This window comes from Ruminococcus albus 7 = DSM 20455 (assembly GCF_000179635.2).
GTDB classification, from domain to species: Bacteria; Bacillota; Clostridia; order Oscillospirales; family Ruminococcaceae; genus Hominimerdicola; species Hominimerdicola alba.
The window spans coordinates 3388319-3407093 of record NC_014833.1; the positions used below are offsets into that span (position 1 = coordinate 3388319).

An 18775-nucleotide genomic window follows, 5' to 3' on the forward strand; every position below is an offset into this window, starting at 1 on the left:
AATGGCATCACACAAGGCAGGACGTATGTCCGAGGATATAAGACGTATAATCTCGGGAAAAATGGCAGACCTGAAAGACCCGAGGATAAACGGAGGAGAGTTCCTGACAGTGGTACGCTGCGATGTGGCAAGGGACGGCTCTTTCTGTAAGGTATATATATCCAGCTTCAGAGGGCTTGAGGAAGCAAAGAAGGCTGTTAAGGGCTTTGAATCGGCTACGGGGTATCTCAAAAGGGAGATATCAAATGTGCTGGGTCTGAAAAAGTGTCCCGAGCTGAAATTTGTGGCTGATGATTCGATAGAGCATTCGGCTGCTATAACAAAGAAGCTGAGAGAGCTGGTAAAAGATGAGCGTTCCGAAGATGAAGAGGGCGCTGAGGAGTCCGCAGAGGACTAAGGTATAGAAAGGGCTATTGTATGGAATACGGCGAGATAAACAGGATTTTTGAAGAAAACGACAAATTTCTCATATTGACACACAAGAGCCCTGACGGTGATACGCTGGGCAGCGGTTTCGGGCTGTGCTATTTTCTGAGAGATATGGGCAAGCTGGCTAACGTGGTGAATTCTGACGGATTCCCCGAAAGGTATGACTTTATGTACGCAGAGTACACGGCGCAGGATTTCGAGCCCGAGTACATCATAGCTGTGGACATAGCCGATGTCACACTTATGGGCAGCGGACTTGCTAAATATCAGCAGGAGGGCATGGTGGACCTTTGCATAGACCACCACATATCGAACAAGCATTATGCAAAGCTGACCCATGTTGAGGGGCAGACAGCTGCTGCGGCGCATATACTATATAAGATATTCAAGGAATCCGGCAGGAAGCTGAGGGACATCACAGCTAAGTGCCTGTACACGGGCATCGCTACGGATACAGGCTGTTTCAAGTACGAGAACACAACTCCCGAGACCCACATGGCGGCAGCGGAGCTTATGGCTTACGATATCGACTTTGCCAACGTAAACAGGAAGATGTTCGATGTTAAGAGCAAGGGCAGGCTGAAAGTCGAGCAGGCTGTTACGGGTGCTATGGAATACTACCTGAATGACAGATGCGCGGTGATAAGCATAACCACAGAGCTTATGGAGCGCTGCGGTGCTGACCCTGCGGAATTTGACGGACTGGCTTCAATACCACTTTCGGCTGAAGGTGTAATCATAGGTCTGACCATAAAACAGAGGCACTCCAACGTATACAAGATATCTGTGAGGACCACCGAGGAAATGGACGCTTCGGAGTTCTGCAGCTATTTCGGCGGCGGCGGACATATCCGCGCTGCAGGCTGTGAGATAAAGGGCACCCTCGAAGAAGTCAAGGAAAAGCTGCTTGAAAGAGCAGGACAGGTACTCGGTATATGACGGATAAGGAAATAAGCGGTGTTATAGCGGTATACAAGCCCGCAGGCTGGACATCTTTCGATGTCGTGGCTAAGCTGAGGGGTATACTCCATACACGCAGGATAGGTCACGGTGGTACGCTCGACCCTATGGCGGAGGGCGTGCTGCCTGTATTTGTAGGAAAAGCCACCAAGGCTTGCGATATACTTCCCGATGTAAAAAAAGGGTATCATGCGGGGTTCAGGTTAGGTATAACTACTGATACGCAGGATATCACTGGTACAGTGCTCAAAGAGGACGGCATGGCTGTGACGGCTGAGGAATTCAAAACGGCAGCTGAAAAGTTCATCGGAAAGATAATGCAGGTGCCGCCCATGTATTCGGCGGTGAAAGTTGACGGCAAAAAACTCTACGAGCTGGCACGCGAAGGAAAAGTCATCGAGCGCGAGGCGAGGGAGATAACTGTGCTTTCACTGGTGACAGATGATTACGATGAGGTGACCCGAGAGGGACACATGACAGTGCTCTGCGAAAAGGGCACGTACATACGCACACTTATAAATGACATAGGCGATATGCTGGGCTGCGGCGGAGCTATGACCTCACTGGTGAGGACGTACTCGGCAGGGCTGGCGCTGGAAGATTGCCTGACCATAGAGGATATACAACAGAGAGTCGATGAGAACGGTGCAGAAAGTGTACTGACACGGCTGGACAAATGCTTTGAGGTATACCCCGAAGTCAGACTGGGAGCGCGGATAACTGCGCTTTACAAGAACGGTGTGAAGCTGAGAGCTGACCAGGTGGATGCGCATGAAGGTACTGTATACCGCGTATACGGCGCCGACGGAGGATTCATCGGGCTTGGCAGGATGGCTGACGGAGGATTCAGAAGCGTTAAGAATTTTTTCGTATGATCGAGGAATGATTTGAATTGAAGGAGATCGACAAGGGCTTTTCGCCCGACAAGGGAACTGTCTGTGCGCTGGGACTGTTTGACGGTGTACACAGAGGACACAGGCTGGTCATAAACAATGCGCTGTCGCTGGCGGAGAAACTTGGTGTCAGGTCTGCGGTATTTACATTCAGGACCGACACAGTGACTTCAAAGGGACACGACGGCAGGATAGAAATGATACTCAGTGATGCTGAGAAATGCAGACATTTTGAGGATATGGGAGTAGACCTGTTGTATTCACCCGATTTTAACGAGCTTAAAAATATGTCTGCGGAGGCTTTTGTACGTGATATACTGTCAGGTCTGCTGGGATGCAGGGCTGTGGTGTGCGGCAGCGATTTCCGTTTCGGAAAAGGTGCGGAGGGCGACTGCAACACGCTGGAGCTTTACGGCAGGATATACGGCATAGACGTAATGGTATGCGACAAGCTGAGCTACAAGGGCGAGGAAGTAAGCTCTACGGTGATACGCGAGTGCATACGCACAGGTCAGATAGAAAAGGCAAACGAACTGCTCGGGTACATATTCGGGCTGAAACTGGTGGTAGAACATGGCAGGCAGCTGGGCAGGACCTGGAACTTCCCTACCATAAACCAGACGATACCGCGCGGGCAGATACTGCCGAAATTCGGGGTATATGCCACAAGGGTCATGATAGACGGCAAAAGCCGTTTCGGCGTGACGAACATCGGTGTCAAGCCTACGCTCAAAGCCCATGATGCGCCTCTGGCAGAAACCTATATACTCGATTTTTCAGGTGACCTTTACGGCAGAGAGATAGAGATACTGTTAGATAAGTTCATACGTCCCGAAAAAGGATTTGACAGCATCGACGAGCTGAAAGCGCAGATAGGTAAGGATACCCTGAAAGTTAGGGAGTTTTACGGAGTTGACAAGGAATGAAGAAAGAAAGGAAAGAAATAACATTTCCGATACTCAACAAGATGATAGAGAACGGAAATGACCGTGTATTTTCGGTGGTATTATTTCTTGCGTCATTACTGGTCAGGGCGAACACTTCGTGGAATATCATAAGGAATATAGGCATACATTACGGCGGAGATTTTGTTAGATTCCAGGAATGGGAACTCGAGCTTGACCGACTGGGAATGAAGTTTTTCTCTGAATACAATGACATTCCATATTACTGGGGATTTACGCTGTTACTTCATGCAGTTAAGAAGCTCACTGGCGGATACAGCGGGATCATAGTTGTGAATGTGCTGATGACATCGGCGGCGGTGATATTTCTTTACAAAACAGCAAAGATAGTAACTAAAAGCAAAACGATCGCACTGTTGGCTGGGTTAGAGTATGTATACTGTCCTAAACTGATGGAATGGAACAACGCGTTGACAAGCGACGCGATAGCGATATTTATCGGGGCGGTATGCTTTTACTATTATTACAAATACACAAGGGTCAGCAAGGCGCGAAAAGATCTTGTGATACTGAGCCTGATATGTCTGTTGTATTATTTTGAGCGCACGACGGCTGTTATAACCATAATATTTATTTGTGCGGGGCTGATAAAGCAGAAATTCAGTAAAAACAGGAAAATGATACTGATATTATCTGTCGCAGCAGCAGTCGGAATGCTGGCGGTGGGTATAATTCTGCTGAAGGTGAGTCACGGCGAACATGGGGTTGTATCGAGGATAAAGTATTATATCGGACTGTTTGAGAGCGGCACGATAGTATACGAAACAAACACATTTGTGTACAATGCAGATCCATCACACTTCGGCAAGCCTATATTTGCTCTGGACATACTGGCGATAATCGCACTGAGGGCAGTATTCTTCTGGTCAGTGGCATTCATCAGGGAAAACTCCATATTTGAAGTAGTGATGGGATATATAACGTTCCTGCCGCTGATAGTGACAGGTTTTCTCGGCATTATCACGTCTTTCAGAAAAAAGAACAAAGAGCTGTACTCAATGTTTGTGTTTATACTTATGACAAACCTGACACAGGCGTGCTTTGAGATAGACGGCGGATTAAGGTACAGGATGCCTGTACTGCCGTTTATGATAGTATTCAGTTCATATTTTGTGTTTACAGCTGCACGATTGTTCTCTGAGAGAGCGAAAAGCAAAGATACTGCCGAAGCTGACAGTAAATGAGAAAAATGATTTATTTGACATCGGACATATATTATAAGTGGTAAAAGTCCGAGGTTTTCCGCAAGCTGTCACAAAGTGTACACAGTAAGCGGTTATACTGTATAATGCATAAATTTTCCTTACAGGAGGAAAGTAAATTGATAGAAGTAGTTAATTTATCAAAGCATTACGGCGACAAAAAAGCCGTGAACAATATCAGCTTCAAAGCCGAGGACAGTGAGGTGCTGGGTTTTCTCGGACCTAACGGTGCCGGAAAATCAACAACGATGAATATTCTTACCGGATACATCTCATGTACCTCGGGCAAGGCACTGATAGACGGGATAGACATACTCGAAGATCCCGTAAAGGCAAAGAAGAACATAGGGTACCTCCCCGAGATACCGCCCCTTTATGTTGATATGACGGTCAAGGAGTATCTGTACTTCATATACGATCTGAAAAAGTGCAAGCTGCCTAAGATATCTCATTTGCAGGATATATGCAGCCTTGTGAAGATAGACCATGTATACAACAGGCTTATAAAGAACCTGTCAAAGGGTTACAGGCAGAGAGTAGGTCTTGCGCAGGCACTGGTGGGAAATCCCAAGGTGCTGATACTTGACGAGCCTACTGTCGGACTTGACCCGAAACAGATAATCGAGATAAGAACGCTTATACGCAAGCTGGGAAAGAATCATACGGTGATACTTTCATCGCACATACTTTCCGAGGTACAGGCTGTATGCGACAAGATAGTTGTTATCAACGAGGGAAGAGTCGTTGCAAACGATACGGAAGAGAACCTTTCACACAAGCTGACCGGCGACAACAAGTTCATATGCAAGGCGGACGGCAATAAGGATTCTGTTATGCGCCTTATACAGGGCATCGACGGTGTGGACAAGGTGTACTGCGATGCAGAGCACAAGAACAACATCTGCGATTACCGCATTGAGGCAGCTGAGGGCAAGGAGATACGCTACGAGCTGTTCAGAAAAATGGCGGACAACGGTTTCACTATACTTGAACTGAAGAGCACAGAAATGAATCTGGAGGATATCTTCCTGAAACTGACTATGGGCGAGAATATCCCCGCTCTTGAAGAGAACAATAATGAGGAGGCTGATAACTGATGGGCGCTATTTTCAGGCGTGAGGTGCGCAGCTATTTCACCTCCCCTATCGGATATATATTTATTGCGGCATTTTTTGCCTATGCGGGACTTATGTTCTCAATGGACAGCCTGAACAGCGGATATGCAAAGCTGGACAGTATGTTCTCATCGCTGCTGACGATACTCATAGTACTTATACCCATACTCACCATGCGTACAATATCAGAAGAAAAGCGTACCAGGACTGACCAGTGTCTGCTGACAGCACCTGTAAGTCTGGGCGGTATAGTTGCAGGAAAATTCTTTGCAGCATTTCTGGTATACACGGCTGCTGTATCCATTACAGCGGTAATGGCAGTTGTAGTATCGGTATACGGTGACCCCGACTGGAACGTTATAGTAGGTAATATAGTTGCTTTGCTGCTGCTGGGCGGTGCGTTCATATCCATCGGCATATTCTGCTCGTCATTTACCGAGAATCAGGTAGTGGCTGCAGTAATTAGTTTCGTGGTACTGATAGCGGTATCATTCCTTTCCATCATCGGCGGACTTCTGCCTGCACTGGACGAAGGACACTGGTACACCAAGGTCGTCGAAGGAATAAGGACTGCGCTGGAGAAGATATCCTTCGGTGAGAGGTATATGGAATTCACCTACGGCATATTCAATTTTTCAAATGTTATCTTCTTTATGAGCGCTGTGGCGGCTTTCCTGTTCCTGACGGTGAGAGTGCTTGAAAAGCGCCGCTGGAGCTAGGAGGTGTCTGTAATGGAAAACAAGGAAGAAAAAGTCACCTCAGGCAGTGAGGAACTGCTTAAAAAGAAAGCTGACAAGGATAAGAAGCCAAAAGACAAGAAAGCAGGAAGCGGAAATACAGCCAAAAAGCTGAAACACGGCACTATGGCTACGGTGCTGACCTGCGGATTCCTGGCAGTGCTGGTACTGCTCAACGTAGTAACTACGGTACTGTTTGAGCGTTACCCAATAAATATCGACCTTACCAAGGACAAGATATACTCCATGACCGATGAAACGGAGGAGTACGTAAAGAATGTGGACAGGGATGTACTTGTATCCATATTTGCAGACGAGGAAACATACCTGAACTATTCTGCTTACAACAAGCAGGCGATAGAGCTTCTTAAAAACTACTGCAAGATGAATCACCACATATCCTACAGATTTGTGGATATAGATTCAAACCCTGATATCATCAAGAGCTACAGCGATACGATATCAAACTTTGATATCATATTCGAGACAAGCAGCGAAGTCGATGGCGAGACCGTCAAGAGGACAAGAAAGCTGGGTATGGTCGATTTGCTGTCTTTCAATGATGAGCTGGTGTCCAACCTTTCACAGTCGGGTTACAGTATAGATATGCTGAGAGAACAGGCAGGCGGCGACATGAATCTGCTGGCTTACTACGGCAGCTATGTTGAGTCATCAAATGCCGAACAGGCTTTCACATCGGCACTGATGACAGTAACAGACCCGAATCCCGTATATGTTACTTTCCTGAACGGTAGAAATGAAGTAAGCGATATTACATCGAAGACTTCACCGTTCTCATATTTCAAGACACTTCTTGTGGCTAACGGATACAACGTAAATGAGATAGACATCACCAAGGATGAGATACCCTCAAATACGGATATAGCTGTTATCCCTGCACCAACGGTGGATTATCTGCCCGAGGAGGTACAGAAGGTCAGCGATTTCCTGAACAATGACAATAAGCTGGGCAAACAGCTTATCTATGTGGCTTCATACAGCCAGGGCAAGACACCTAACCTTGATGAGTTCCTGGAGGAGTACGGTCTGGCGGTAGGTGACGGAGTTATATGTGAAGCGTATGGCGATAACTACATCAACTACCCCTACTACACACTTTCCACCGATCTTTCTTCGGACTTCAATCAGGATATACTGAACAAGAACTTAGTTATAAGCTCCATGTACACAAGACCTGTAAATACGCTGTTTGACGAACAGGGCAAGATATCCACACAGCAGTATGTAAAAACCACCGACAACGCTTATACAGCCACACTGAAATACAACAATGAGTACCAGCTGGTACCTTCCGAAACACTGACCAAGGGTCAGCAGTGCTTGTTTGCTATAGGTTCAAAGGCAAAGTTTGCAGATGACGGCAGCGGTGACACAGCATACAGCAACGTGCTTTGCTTCGGTTCGGAGTACCTGCTGCAGTCGAATATACTTTCTGCACAGCAGTACGGAAACAGCGAATACTTCTTCAGTGTCATCGCAGGCATAAGCCACAAGACCGACGGAGTATTCATCAAGCCCAAGACTATCAAGGGTACAGCTTTTGATATCGACCAGAGCAAAAAGACCGCACTGATGTGGACATTCTGTCTGATAATACCTGTAGCGGTACTTATCGTGGGACTTGTTGTATGGTTAAGGAGAAAGAATAAGTAATGAACGGCAAGGTACAAGGCATAATAATCTGCGGCGTTATAGCGGCAAGTCTGGCAGGAATGCTGGTATTCCTCAACGCCACGGACAAGGACAAGAACAAGCAGGCTGACAGTTCTGCGGCAGATAAAAAAGTATCCTCGGCGGCTGAGATGGAGCACATATTCGTGCTTGACAAGGAATCGGAGGAAATAAGCGCCATAAAGGCTGAAAACGAGAACGGCGGCTTCACTCTGGATAAGCCTGCATCCGGCAAAAGCTCATGGACTATCGAGGAGATAAGCTCGGTGAACCAGAACAGGGCGATGAAGGACAGCCTGATATCCGACTGCGGTCATCTGGAGGCATCCAAGATAGCCGAGGAGGATGCACAGGATCTTTCAAAGTACGGGCTCGATAAGCCGAGAGCAAGCTTTGAGATAAGCTACACCGACGGCACAAAAAGCAAGGTGCTCATAGGTGATGCTGCACCCGAATCCAAATACACCTACATCAGGATCGAGGACAGCAGCAAGGTATATATGATACTTACCATACACATATCTGATATGCTGAAAGCTGCCAAGGATTTCGCAAACCTTTCGCTGATAGCAAAGCCTGTCAACAATGAAGACTGGCCCGACTACGGCAAGGAAACGATCACAAGGAGCGACTGGGACTATCAGGTGGTATTTGAAAATGACCCGAATGAGAACAGCAATATGCTTTCAAGTCAGGTAATAAGCGAGCCTATATTCTCGTACCTAAATATCACAGGTTCAAGCGATGTTACCCACGGTATGTGGGGACTGACAGCATCAGGCTGTGAGGCAGTAGCACCTTCCGATGAACAGCTGAAGGAGTACGGACTTGATTCACCAAGGTGTGTGGTGAACCTTAAAGGCGAGGACTATGACTATACGCTGAAGATCGGCGGAGAATCCTATGCGGAAGCCGCTGAAGGCGAGAATGCTGCACTGCTGGGCTACTACTGTACCCTGGAGGGCGTAAAGGGCTGTAACGCAGTGTACGTGATACCGGCAGAAAACCTTCCTTGGGTAACTTTCAAGATAGAGGACGTTATATCTAATCTTATTACATCCAACTATCTGGTCGATCTGGCCGGTATGTCGGTGACGGTAGACGGCAAGGAAGATCTCTTTGAAATGACTACCAACGGCGGAAGCAACGACAAGGACGAAAACGGCAAGCCTGCAGACATAACCTCGGTAAAGGCAGGGGGTAAGGATCTGGATATATACCAGTACAAGAGCCTTTATCAGTTCATAATGTCCTGCCCCACCAACGAGATATGGTTTGAAGAACCTGAGGGTCAGCCCGAAGTCATCATCAAGCAGGTCCGCAAGGACGGCGGCGAGGATGTTATCGAGTTCTATCAGGACACTTCAAGGCGTTACATCGTAAAGCTCAACGGCAAGACTTCCTACAGGATACAGAGTACCTGGATAGACAGTCTGAAGACCAATGTTGAGAATCTGAAAAACGGCAAGGAAATAAACACTAACTTCTGATACAACAGTATCAAACAAACAGAAAGGCGGAGAGATAAATGAGCGAAGCAGTAAAGAAATTTTTCACATACAAGGGTCTGCCCCTGGTAAGAAAAGGCAATCAGCTCTATTACGGCAATATGTATGACGATTTCGTGGTATGGATAGAAATAAAGCACACCAAGAAAATGGGCGATATCGAAGTGGCTGACAAGGTCAAGATCAGAAAGATGTCCACAGATCTTACAAAGCCTAATATCGACAAGCAGGCAGACACAGACAGCCTTTATGATGCACTGGATATAGCTTGTGCATGGCTGAAAGTAAAAGCGTAAATTTAATTTATGAAACATGGCGGAGATCACTTTTAGCGGTCTCCGCTTTTCGGGAGAAAGAGCATGGAATATGTTAGCATCGGTGGAGTGAACGTCGAAAAAACTGCGGCACTTGCGCCTATGGCATCAGTGGCGGATAAGTCCTACAGGCTTCTTTGCAGAGAATTCGGGGCAGCTTATCTGGTCAGCGAGATGATATCATCAAAGGGACTTTGCTACAATGACAGAAAGACAGGCGAGCTTTGCGAGATAGAGGACGAAGAACGTCCCTACGCTTTGCAGCTATTCGGTGAGGACCCGTATTTTATGGGCAAGGCGGCATATCTTCTTGGTAAGCACAAGCCTGATATCATAGATATCAACATGGGGTGTCCTGTGCCAAAGATAGTCGGCAACGGTTCGGGCTCGGCACTGATGAAGGATATCCCGCGTGCAGTGGAGATAGCTAAAGAAACGGTGAAGAATGCGTGCTGTCCCGTGACGGTCAAATTCCGTGCGGGGTGGGATGACACTTCAAAAAACGCGGTAGAATTCGCTAAAGCGCTGGAACAGACAGGTATCGCGGCTATGGCGGTACACGGACGTACAAGACAGCAGTTCTATTCGGGAGAAGCTGACTGGGAGATAATACGTCAGGTGAAGCAGGCAGTGAGTATACCCGTATTCGGCAACGGCGATGTAAAGGACGGCGAAAGCTGCAAAAGGATGTACGAAGAAACAGGCTGTGACCTTGTTATGCTGGCAAGGGGCAGCTACGGCAGACCCTGGGTCTTCCGTGAGATAAAACATTTTCTGGAAACGGGAGAAAAGCTCCCCGAGCCCGATATAAAAGAGCGAATGGAGATAATGCTCAGGCATTGCAGGTATCTTTGCAAATACAAGGGCGAGGTACGCGGCATGAAAGAGGCTCGTAAAAATGTAGCGTGGTACGTCAAGGGTCTGCCGAATTCAGCTAAGCTGAGAGCGGAATGCGGTGAGCTTTCGACCTATGAACAGGCAGAGGAAATAGCGGCTCGGATAATACGGTCAGAGAGCGACTTATAATAACAAGGGAGGACTAATAATGAAGCTTTCGGATAACAGGATAATGCAGGAGGACGTTGAGCGTGCTTCTGCGGCTGAATTTATAGAATGGGACAAGCTGAAAGGCAAGACGATACTGGTAACAGGTGCGACAGGTCTTATCGGCGGACAGGTGGTAATGACACTGCTGAATGCCAATGCAGAGAGAGGTCTCGGGCTGAAAGTCATCGCGGCGGTGCGCAATAAGGAGAAGGCTGAAAAGCTGTTTAAGTATGCTGATAAGGATGCACTGGAATTTCTGGTGCAAGACGTAACTGCGCCTTACAATTATGACGGCGGCATCGACTTCATCATACACGGTGCGAGCATAACAAGCTCAAAGGCATTTGTTGATACCCCTGTGGAGACTATATTCACGGCGCTTGACGGCACAAAAAATCTGCTGGAGCTGGCAAAGGCTAAGCAGGTCGAGGGCATGGTATATCTGTCATCGCTGGAGATATACGGCGTTGTAGACCTCAGCATGGAGAGCGTTGACGAAAAGACCTTCGGAAGCATTGACCCCATGAGTGTAAGAAGCAGTTATTCCGAGGGCAAGAGGATAGTGGAGACACTGTGTTCATCTTATGCCCACGAATACGGCGTGCCTGTAAAGGTCGCAAGACTTTGCCAGAGCATGGGTGCAGGTGTGGGCTACAACGACGGCAGAGTATTCGCACAGTTTGCAAGAGCAATAATCGAGGGTACAGACATCGTGCTGATGACAGACGGCTCCACCGAAAGAAATTACTGCTACATCAGCGATGCTGTAACAGGTATACTGACTGTTATGCTGAAAGGCGAAACTGCACAGGCTTACAACATCGCCAACAAGGATACCCTCATCAGCATACGCGGAATGGCGGAGATGCTTATAGAGAATTATCCCGACAGCGGCACGAAGCTTGTTTTCAACATAGTTGAGGACGTTACAAAACTGGGATACAATCCCAAGGTAAAGATGAATCTTGCTACAGACAAGGCTGAATCGCTTGGCTGGAGAGCGGAGATAGGTCTGAAGGAAATGTTTGACAGGCTCATCACCAGCATGAGATACGATAAGAACAAGTGACCGCAGGGGTAGATTCATACTAAGGGTACACACATAACATACTAAACTATTTACAGCTATTTATCAGGATAGGGGAATAAAATTGAAAAAGGACTTCGTAAGGGGGATGTCACACGGTGTACCCATAATGCTGGGATACCTGTCCGTGTCCTTCGGATTCGGTATACTGGCAGTAAGCAAGGGTCTCAGCGCTTTATGGGCAACCGTGATATCGCTTACCAACGTTACCAGCGCAGGTCAGGCAAAGGGTGTTGAAATGATAGCGGCAGGCAGTACACTGCTTGAAATGGCACTTGTGCAGATAACAATAAATATCAGGTATTCGCTTATGGCGCTCTCGCTTTCGCAGAAGCTGGACAAGAGGTTCACAACACCTCACAGACTGGCAGCAAGCTACAGCATAACGGACGAGATATTCGCAGTATGCTCGGCACAGGAAAAGCCGCTGACACCTGCATATATGTACGGCATGATATTTGTGGCTGTTCTCGGCTGGGTCAGCGGTACGGCTATGGGTGCTGCTGCAGGTGAACTTCTGCCTGCGGCGGTATCAAACGCTATGGGTATCGTACTGTACGGTATGTTCATCGCGATAGTTATACCGCCCTGCAAAAAGGAACGGGGCGTGCTGGCAGTATCACTGACGGCTGTAGTGCTAAGTCTGCTGTTCAGGTATTTATTCACATCTGTATCGGGCGGATTCGCTATGATCATATGTGCGGTAGCAGCATCACTTGCAGGGGCATGGTTCTTCCCTGTCAAAGAAACAGAGGAGGGCGGCAAGGAATGAGTATAGCGATATACGTACTTGTAATGGCAGGTGTCACATACCTGATACGCATGGTGCCCTTCACCTTCTTCAGAAAAAAGATAACATCAAGATTCTGGCTGAGTTTTCTGCATTACATTCCTTATGCAGTACTCAGTGCTATGACTATACCTGCCATATTCTACAGTACAGGCAGTATGGTCACTGCCGCCGCGAGTACAGGCAGTATGGTCACTGCCGCCGCGGGAACGATAGTAGCGCTGGTCATGGCGTATTTTGAACTTCCGCTTATAGCTGTGGCACTGGGCGCTTCGGCAGCCGCATTCATCACCGGACTGATACTATGACATAAGGAGAAGACCTTGGAACAAAACTCAAAAAGGACTTATTTTGAAAAGCAGTATCTCAGGCTTTATAACAAGCTCTACTACTGTGCACTGGCTGTGATATGCAGCAAGAAAGAAGCAGAGGAGGCTGTACGCGAAGGCGTGCTCACCATGTACTCGCGGCTTGACGATAATTGCAGCAGCAGGGAGTTCGATGTAAGGATATTCGCGGCACTTACCGAAGCCGCTGAAAGACTTCGTCAGACAGGAGGTTTCTCACGGAGCGAAAAGGTCAGGGGCGACGATGATACTCAACTGCTTGCTGAACTTGGTAAAATATCCCACAAGGAAAGACTGTGTACTGCCCTGAACGGTATCGCAGGGCTTTCAGCTGCGGATATCGCAGAGATCACTGATATAAGGGTATCTGAGGTTCGGACAAATATCTCGCTGGGTAAAGGCAGGCTGAAAAAAAGCGGCTTGAAAGCTATGCGGAGAGGTATGCTGATCAAAGGGCAGGAGGATATGTTCCCGCTGCCCGAGAAACTTCGTCCCGAAAATATAGGTGATATGCTCGATAATGGCAGCATGGTCATGACCTCAGCGGCTATAGAAGCAGGCTACAAGGAGGTCAGGGAAATACACAGGCGCAGAACTATCCCGAGATCGGTGATAGCTGTGGCTGCTGTACTTGCTGTAGGCGGTACAGGTCTGTGGCTGCACAGCAGAAATACCGACGAAAAACCACGCACCGAAGACACGGCTGTTGTACAGGCGGAAAGCAAAGATACAGGCTTCAAGGGTCTGAGGCGGGGCTCCTACAAATCACTGCACACCTTTCTGTCAGCTGATACTAACGATAGAGATTCTGCTGAAACGATACCCGACGGACGGTATTTTTTCAGCAAAGATCCTGACTCGACAGTTAGATCCATATCACTTGAGATGAGATCTTTTTATGAAAGCCTGTGCCTTTACGACGGCAGCAGCGATACAATACCGCTGACCGAAGACCGTCTTGAAAAAGATAAAAGAAGTGAAAGAAAGACTCTGAATGCAGTAAACGAAGAAAACGGTATCGCATACATAGCAGATAGGGCAGAGTTTAACAGATGCAGGCTGGACAGCGGCAAAGCAGTGTATGATGAGAATGACCTTATGAGCGGCACTTATCTTGTTAAACAGCTTGCAAATGAGCATATCCGAAATGACAGGAAACCATTTCCTTTACTCCTCGGAGCGACGTTTGACGGAGATCATATCATAGCAGCCTATGACTTTCATCTGCCTGAGGAGTTGAATGAAAAGGCGATATATCATGAGTACTGCGGTATATGCATTTTTGACAAGAATAGCGGAGAACTGCTTTACGAATACGAACAGCCGGGCATACTGGAAGATCTGATATTCGGAGAGAACGGCAGGCTTACGCTTATAAGCGAATACTCTGCAGGAAGAAATGCTGCCAGGGCGGAGATGTACAATTCGGGTGATCCTGCTTTTCTGCCAAAGACCTATGAGAACGGTGAAGGCTCCCTGATAGCTGAGGATGACATATACATAGCCGCCAAGAGTCAGAGCGCTGTACTTACTATAATGAGCAGTATAGATCCCTCTGATGATGTAGGCTGTACCGACATTATGGCGCTGACTGCTTATCCCAGCAGCATACTTGAATGTAAAGATGAAGTACTGCTCATATCGAATTCAGATGACAGAGCACAGATCATCAAAATAGATATCTCTGACGGACAGGAAATTACGGCGGTGAACTATGCCCCCGAGGAATGCATGATATCCCTATACGATAAGCCCGATTCCTTCAGCAAGGAAAACGGTATATACTACATATCCGATCAGTATTCAGCCGTCGCATTCGATGAAGAACTGAACTATCTCGGAGGATACGAACGCACAGTATACAACGAACAAACTGAAAACGATGAAGATTTGTGGAATATTCCCAAGCTACGGAGCGCACTGGTCGGTTCGACTGTCTATTTCGCAGATATCAACGAAGGATCATATCTTCCCGAACATGATGTGAGGATAGTAGAATCTGCCGATCTGAGCGATATAGATTCACCAAAGGTGACAAAATATCTGGACGATCCCCTTTCCGCACCTGCAGCGGATTATTTTGAATCAAACGGAATGGATTTCTTTCTGAACGATGAACAGCTTTTTCATTTAAAAGAATATTATCAGGATGATTCCACATATAAAATCACACCACAGCTCATCAGTCTTCGTCCCGAGGATACTGCCGAGGGATCATTGCGCTATTACAGTGTGGACTGGTCGGAAGAAGAAGAAAGATCCCTGTTCGAGATCATTGATGAGATACCGATAAATAAACCTGGAACGCTTTCCGAGTTTGACATCGGAAAGATGTTTATTCTTTGGGGTTCCGATTTCTGTCTTCACAACGGAAGATATATCTGCTTGCCGCTGGAAACGGAGTATGACTACGACAGCAAAGAGATAACCTTTGAAGAGTATGAAAAGCTTTATGACAGCGAAAATAGCGAAAATTTGGACCTTGACTACGATGAGGAAAATGGCCGCGAAAGATATCTGTACTACAACAGCGTCACCGCAAAGCAAAGCTATATCCTCCTGGATACCGACGGCGGAAAGCTGAATATGGTATGCACCACACCGCCCTCCGAAAGAGTATTCACCGACCTGAGCTCACAAGATATTTATGAGACCAGCTCCATAGGCTTTGTTGTCAAAGACGGATATATCTATATATTCAATAAAGACAGATCCGCGGATGCCTACCCCATAGCATAAAGCACTCCCCGCCACAAGGCGGGTGCCCATATAGAACGTTTGTGATCATTATTTTCAGCTTTGCTGAAAATAATGATCATAAATATTCTGTATAAGCACCCACCTTGCAGCGGGGAATGTTTTTGTATCAGAAGTTTAGTTTGGATATTTTATCCATAGCCAGCTTAGCTTCCCTGTTGATATTAGCGCCTTTATAGTGGATACTGTAGACAGAATCCATATAGATATCTATGAGGCTGCTATTCTCCATAGTCGGGCACATAGTCTGCAGTCTTGCTTCGCTCATCATCTGGCGGTTAGCTTCATACTCAATGCCTTTCAGTAGACCTCTTGCCTCCAGTGCTTCTGATGCGGCGCTGCTTATGGGGGTACCCTTGGTCATTTCAAGGTTTGCCGCCATATCCGCACTGTTTATAAGATAATTCACCAATTTACCTGCGGCTTGCGGATATGCAGTATCCTTTCTTATGGCATAAAGACCTGTGGGCTTTTCGTACCAGCCGTAGCTGAGATAGCTGTCGGCAGTAATATACGGACCTATTGCGATCTCCATTTTCATATTTTTAGCAGCGTCCTCAAAATACCCGGGATCGGATGTCCATGAAACCGTGCCTGCCGTTCTCAGCATAGAAAAATCACGTCTGTCATACTCGCTGCCCAGCTTTGAAACTTTCTCATCAATTATCCTGGTGCTGAATTCCAGCATAACAGCAAGATCCTCCTGAGTAAGCAGCGGTTTTCCGTCTGTACCGAAAGGCTTATGACCTGTTGTCTGTTCCATATATGCACAGGCGGTGAGCCAGTAGAATTTTTCATTCATAGAAATGGGATAAACATTGTCAGTACGCATAACAGAGGCTGCCGCGAAAAGGTCATCCCATGTCTGAGGCACTTCCAGACCATAGCTGTCAAGCAGGGTCTTATTGTATAAGAAAGTTACTGCATTGAACCCATATGGTACAGCCTCCAGCTTTCCGTCCACCATGCCGCAGTTAAGCGATGCTTCGGGATAAGTTGAAAGGTCGATATCCTCAAGTTCGGAAAGATCATAGAACTCATCACCGTTTCCGGTATACTCATACAGCCAGTCATAGTTCAGCTGCATAACATCTGCCTGAGTACCCGAATACATCTGAACATCCATCTGGGATTTATAGCCTGTGAATTCGGAGTACTTGGGATGTACATTTATACCGTTCTGCTCAGTAAAAATATGCAGACCGTTGAGGGTCTTCTCGTTCCTTTCATCAGTTCCCCACCATGAGAAAGTGATCTCCACAGGTTCATCATTATCTTTAAGCGTTTTTTCATGGCAGCCGCAAAGCACCAGCATTACAGCGGCAGTCATTACCGCTGCCGATCGTTTTAAAATATGCTTAATCATTTGTGTGCGCTCTTTTCCTTTTTATATATGGCATAGCTCTTCTCATCATCGTTTATCGCTTCCTGAAGTGCTTTTTCAGCCATTGAATAAAGCTCGTCATAGTCGGTACTGTTATTTGGATATACCGCTGCGCCTACACATATATGTATATCATCCGGAGTTGCCAGGTATACCGAATTCAGCGCCTCGCTCAGTTCAACAAGACCTTTCTTCAGTTCATCATTAGCCTTGAAGAGATCATACTGGGTATAGTCTGCCATTATAAGGAATTCGCCCTCACCTGTACGTCCCAGTATATTTTTAGAATCTGCGGAATCAGTACCGAGATATTCCGCAAGACCGCGGTATGTTTTTATGATAGTACCGTTATACCCCGATGTACGGTACTTACGGCGCACCTCATCGAGATTGGTTATACGCGCTATAGCTATCATCATAGTTGCACCTGTCACACAGGTCTCCAGCTTATCAGCTATGATATTCTCAGCTTCCTCGGCATTGATTATACCGGTGAGCATATCGACCTCCGGCGCAATAGAAGCAACGGCACCCAAAGACGGATCGTTCCTGAAATTGATGAAAAACAGTGTCAGTGTCATTATGAGTACCAGCATGAGAGCCACAGCTGTTTCCAGTTCAAGCTTTTTATAGAACTCATTCACCTCTGACATATCCTTGACTATCACCAGATGCCAGCCGTTACTAAGTGTCTTTTCTGCCTGGATAGCGGTATCCTTTATCACTACACAGCTGTCGCTGCTGGTGGTCTCTATTTCAAGTTCCTTTTTGGTATTGCATATAGTCATTACATCTCTGCCGCTGTCGGACATGAGCACCAGCTTTGAATCCTTTATCCGCTGAGCATCTTTTACAAGGTATCTGAGCTCCTCGGTATAGAATCCGCCAAGGAATACCACGTTATCGTTAGCTTGGCTGATATAGAATACCTTAGCAGGATCATCCTTTATACCCGTTACCCACACTCTGCGCTTGTCCCCAAGCTGATCTTTCAGCAGCGGGTACACCTTGCTCTCCTTATCACAAAGGAGCTCCTTTGTACCGTCAGACAGTCTGCCTGCAGCAGCATCGTTGCGGTATATCAGCGTAAAATCGCAGTAGTTGTCAATAAAACTGAGAGCTGTAACATTCTTTTTAAGGTCTGCCAGCCTGAGTGAATTATCATATTCCGAGCCTGTGGAGAAATTAGCCGCATCAAAGCTCATAAGTCCCTCATCGGCAAGAACTATAACACTGGCATCCTCCAGCTTTTTAAAATGCATATCCAGAACCGATGCCGACTGTTCTGCGGAATTTCTCAGCAGTTCTGCTTCATATTCAAGCTGCTTGTCATAGTGCACATAGCTCATATAGCCCAGGCACAGCGCACATACCGCCGCCATTATCAGGATCATTATTATGATCACAGACCGAGTCGAGTGCTTCAGCTTTTCCTTACTTTCTTTTTCCAAGATATATACCTCTAAACATTATAAATAATGATACTTGACTGACCAAGTCAAACCTATACAGATTAATTATATCAATACCGCCGCCCGAATTCAATTA

At 46.8% G+C, this 18775-nt stretch carries 17 protein-coding genes; 15 read left to right on the plus strand and 2 right to left on the minus strand.

The window, feature by feature from the left end:
• The first annotated feature begins 1 nt into the window (after nucleotide 1).
• From rbfA to RUMAL_RS15365, 15 genes are all read left to right on the plus strand, one after another.
• Nucleotides 2-397 (plus strand): 30S ribosome-binding factor RbfA, encoded by a 396-nt coding sequence (gene rbfA / locus RUMAL_RS15295; protein WP_013499589.1) that lies wholly within the window; start codon nucleotides 2-4, stop codon nucleotides 395-397.
• A gap of 20 nt (nucleotides 398-417) precedes the next feature.
• The gene (locus RUMAL_RS15300) at nucleotides 418-1368 is read left to right on the plus strand and encodes a DHH family phosphoesterase (protein WP_013499590.1); all 951 of its coding nucleotides are present in this window, start codon (nucleotides 418-420) and stop codon (nucleotides 1366-1368) included.
• Nucleotides 1365-2264, plus strand: a complete 900-nt coding sequence (gene truB, locus RUMAL_RS15305) for a tRNA pseudouridine(55) synthase TruB (protein WP_013499591.1) — start codon at nucleotides 1365-1367, stop codon at nucleotides 2262-2264. Before RUMAL_RS15300 ends, truB begins: the two co-directional genes overlap by 4 nt.
• A gap of 17 nt (nucleotides 2265-2281) precedes the next feature.
• A complete protein-coding gene (gene ribF, locus RUMAL_RS15310; RefSeq protein WP_013499592.1) occupies nucleotides 2282-3208 on the plus strand; it encodes a riboflavin biosynthesis protein RibF in 927 nt (308 codons plus the stop codon).
• Entirely contained in the window at nucleotides 3205-4431 is a 1227-nt protein-coding gene (locus RUMAL_RS15315) for a glycosyltransferase family 39 protein (protein WP_013499593.1), read from the plus strand. The genes ribF and RUMAL_RS15315 overlap by 4 nt, the downstream gene beginning before the upstream one ends.
• A gap of 137 nt (nucleotides 4432-4568) precedes the next feature.
• Nucleotides 4569-5546, plus strand: coding sequence for an ABC transporter ATP-binding protein (locus RUMAL_RS15320; RefSeq protein WP_013499594.1), 978 nt, complete (start codon nucleotides 4569-4571; stop codon nucleotides 5544-5546).
• On the plus strand, nucleotides 5546-6283 hold the full coding sequence (locus tag RUMAL_RS15325) for an ABC transporter permease subunit (RefSeq protein WP_013499595.1): 738 nt from the start codon (nucleotides 5546-5548) through the stop codon (nucleotides 6281-6283). Before RUMAL_RS15320 ends, RUMAL_RS15325 begins: the two co-directional genes overlap by 1 nt.
• 12 nt (nucleotides 6284-6295) lie before the next feature.
• Nucleotides 6296-7975 carry a GldG family protein gene (locus tag RUMAL_RS15330; RefSeq protein ID WP_013499596.1) on the plus strand — a complete coding sequence of 560 codons (1680 nt, stop codon included), beginning with the start codon at nucleotides 6296-6298 and terminating at the stop codon, nucleotides 7973-7975.
• Nucleotides 7975-9483 (plus strand): DUF4340 domain-containing protein, encoded by a 1509-nt coding sequence (locus RUMAL_RS15335; protein ID WP_013499597.1) that lies wholly within the window; start codon nucleotides 7975-7977, stop codon nucleotides 9481-9483. Before RUMAL_RS15330 ends, RUMAL_RS15335 begins: the two co-directional genes overlap by 1 nt.
• Before the next feature lie 38 nt (nucleotides 9484-9521).
• The gene (locus tag RUMAL_RS15340; protein ID WP_013499598.1) at nucleotides 9522-9797 is read left to right on the plus strand and encodes a hypothetical protein; all 276 of its coding nucleotides are present in this window, start codon (nucleotides 9522-9524) and stop codon (nucleotides 9795-9797) included.
• 63 nt (nucleotides 9798-9860) lie between these two features.
• Entirely contained in the window at nucleotides 9861-10841 is a 981-nt protein-coding gene (dusB, locus tag RUMAL_RS15345) for a tRNA dihydrouridine synthase DusB (protein ID WP_013499599.1), read from the plus strand.
• A gap of 19 nt (nucleotides 10842-10860) precedes the next feature.
• Nucleotides 10861-11931 (plus strand): NAD-dependent epimerase/dehydratase family protein, encoded by a 1071-nt coding sequence (locus tag RUMAL_RS15350; RefSeq protein ID WP_013499600.1) that lies wholly within the window; start codon nucleotides 10861-10863, stop codon nucleotides 11929-11931.
• An 82-nt stretch (nucleotides 11932-12013) separates the two neighbouring features.
• The gene (locus RUMAL_RS15355) at nucleotides 12014-12721 is read left to right on the plus strand and encodes an AzlC family ABC transporter permease (protein WP_013499601.1); all 708 of its coding nucleotides are present in this window, start codon (nucleotides 12014-12016) and stop codon (nucleotides 12719-12721) included.
• Nucleotides 12718-13047 (plus strand): AzlD domain-containing protein, encoded by a 330-nt coding sequence (locus RUMAL_RS15360; RefSeq protein WP_013499602.1) that lies wholly within the window; start codon nucleotides 12718-12720, stop codon nucleotides 13045-13047. The genes RUMAL_RS15355 and RUMAL_RS15360 overlap by 4 nt, the downstream gene beginning before the upstream one ends.
• Before the next feature lie 15 nt (nucleotides 13048-13062).
• On the plus strand, nucleotides 13063-15825 hold the full coding sequence (locus tag RUMAL_RS15365; RefSeq protein WP_013499603.1) for a sigma-70 family RNA polymerase sigma factor: 2763 nt from the start codon (nucleotides 13063-13065) through the stop codon (nucleotides 15823-15825).
• A gap of 127 nt (nucleotides 15826-15952) precedes the next feature.
• Here RUMAL_RS15365 and RUMAL_RS15370 read toward each other — a convergent pair whose 3' ends face one another.
• Nucleotides 15953-17209 carry an ABC transporter substrate-binding protein gene (locus RUMAL_RS15370; RefSeq protein WP_013499604.1) on the minus strand — a complete coding sequence of 419 codons (1257 nt, stop codon included), beginning with the start codon at nucleotides 17207-17209 and terminating at the stop codon, nucleotides 15953-15955.
• The gene (locus RUMAL_RS15375) at nucleotides 17206-18678 is read right to left on the minus strand and encodes a diguanylate cyclase domain-containing protein (RefSeq protein WP_013499605.1); all 1473 of its coding nucleotides are present in this window, start codon (nucleotides 18676-18678) and stop codon (nucleotides 17206-17208) included. The genes RUMAL_RS15370 and RUMAL_RS15375 overlap by 4 nt, the downstream gene beginning before the upstream one ends.
• Nucleotides 18679-18775: the final 97 nt, after the last annotated feature.

Coding starts and splice junctions, on each gene's coding strand:
- RUMAL_RS15300 (WP_013499590.1), top strand. CDS start 418: ATGGAATACGGCGAGATAAACAGGATTTTTGAAGAAAACGACAAATTT.
- dusB (WP_013499599.1), top strand. CDS start 9,861: ATGGAATATGTTAGCATCGGTGGAGTGAACGTCGAAAAAACTGCGGCA.
- RUMAL_RS15350 (WP_013499600.1), top strand. CDS start 10,861: ATGAAGCTTTCGGATAACAGGATAATGCAGGAGGACGTTGAGCGTGCT.
- RUMAL_RS15335 (WP_013499597.1), top strand. CDS start 7,975: ATGAACGGCAAGGTACAAGGCATAATAATCTGCGGCGTTATAGCGGCA.
- RUMAL_RS15325 (WP_013499595.1), top strand. CDS start 5,546: ATGGGCGCTATTTTCAGGCGTGAGGTGCGCAGCTATTTCACCTCCCCT.
- RUMAL_RS15370 (WP_013499604.1), bottom strand. CDS start 17,209: ATGATTAAGCATATTTTAAAACGATCGGCAGCGGTAATGACTGCCGCT.
- truB (WP_013499591.1), top strand. CDS start 1,365: ATGACGGATAAGGAAATAAGCGGTGTTATAGCGGTATACAAGCCCGCA.
- RUMAL_RS15360 (WP_013499602.1), top strand. CDS start 12,718: ATGAGTATAGCGATATACGTACTTGTAATGGCAGGTGTCACATACCTG.
- rbfA (WP_013499589.1), top strand. CDS start 2: ATGGCATCACACAAGGCAGGACGTATGTCCGAGGATATAAGACGTATA.
- RUMAL_RS15315 (WP_013499593.1), top strand. CDS start 3,205: ATGAAGAAAGAAAGGAAAGAAATAACATTTCCGATACTCAACAAGATG.
- RUMAL_RS15330 (WP_013499596.1), top strand. CDS start 6,296: ATGGAAAACAAGGAAGAAAAAGTCACCTCAGGCAGTGAGGAACTGCTT.
- RUMAL_RS15340 (WP_013499598.1), top strand. CDS start 9,522: ATGAGCGAAGCAGTAAAGAAATTTTTCACATACAAGGGTCTGCCCCTG.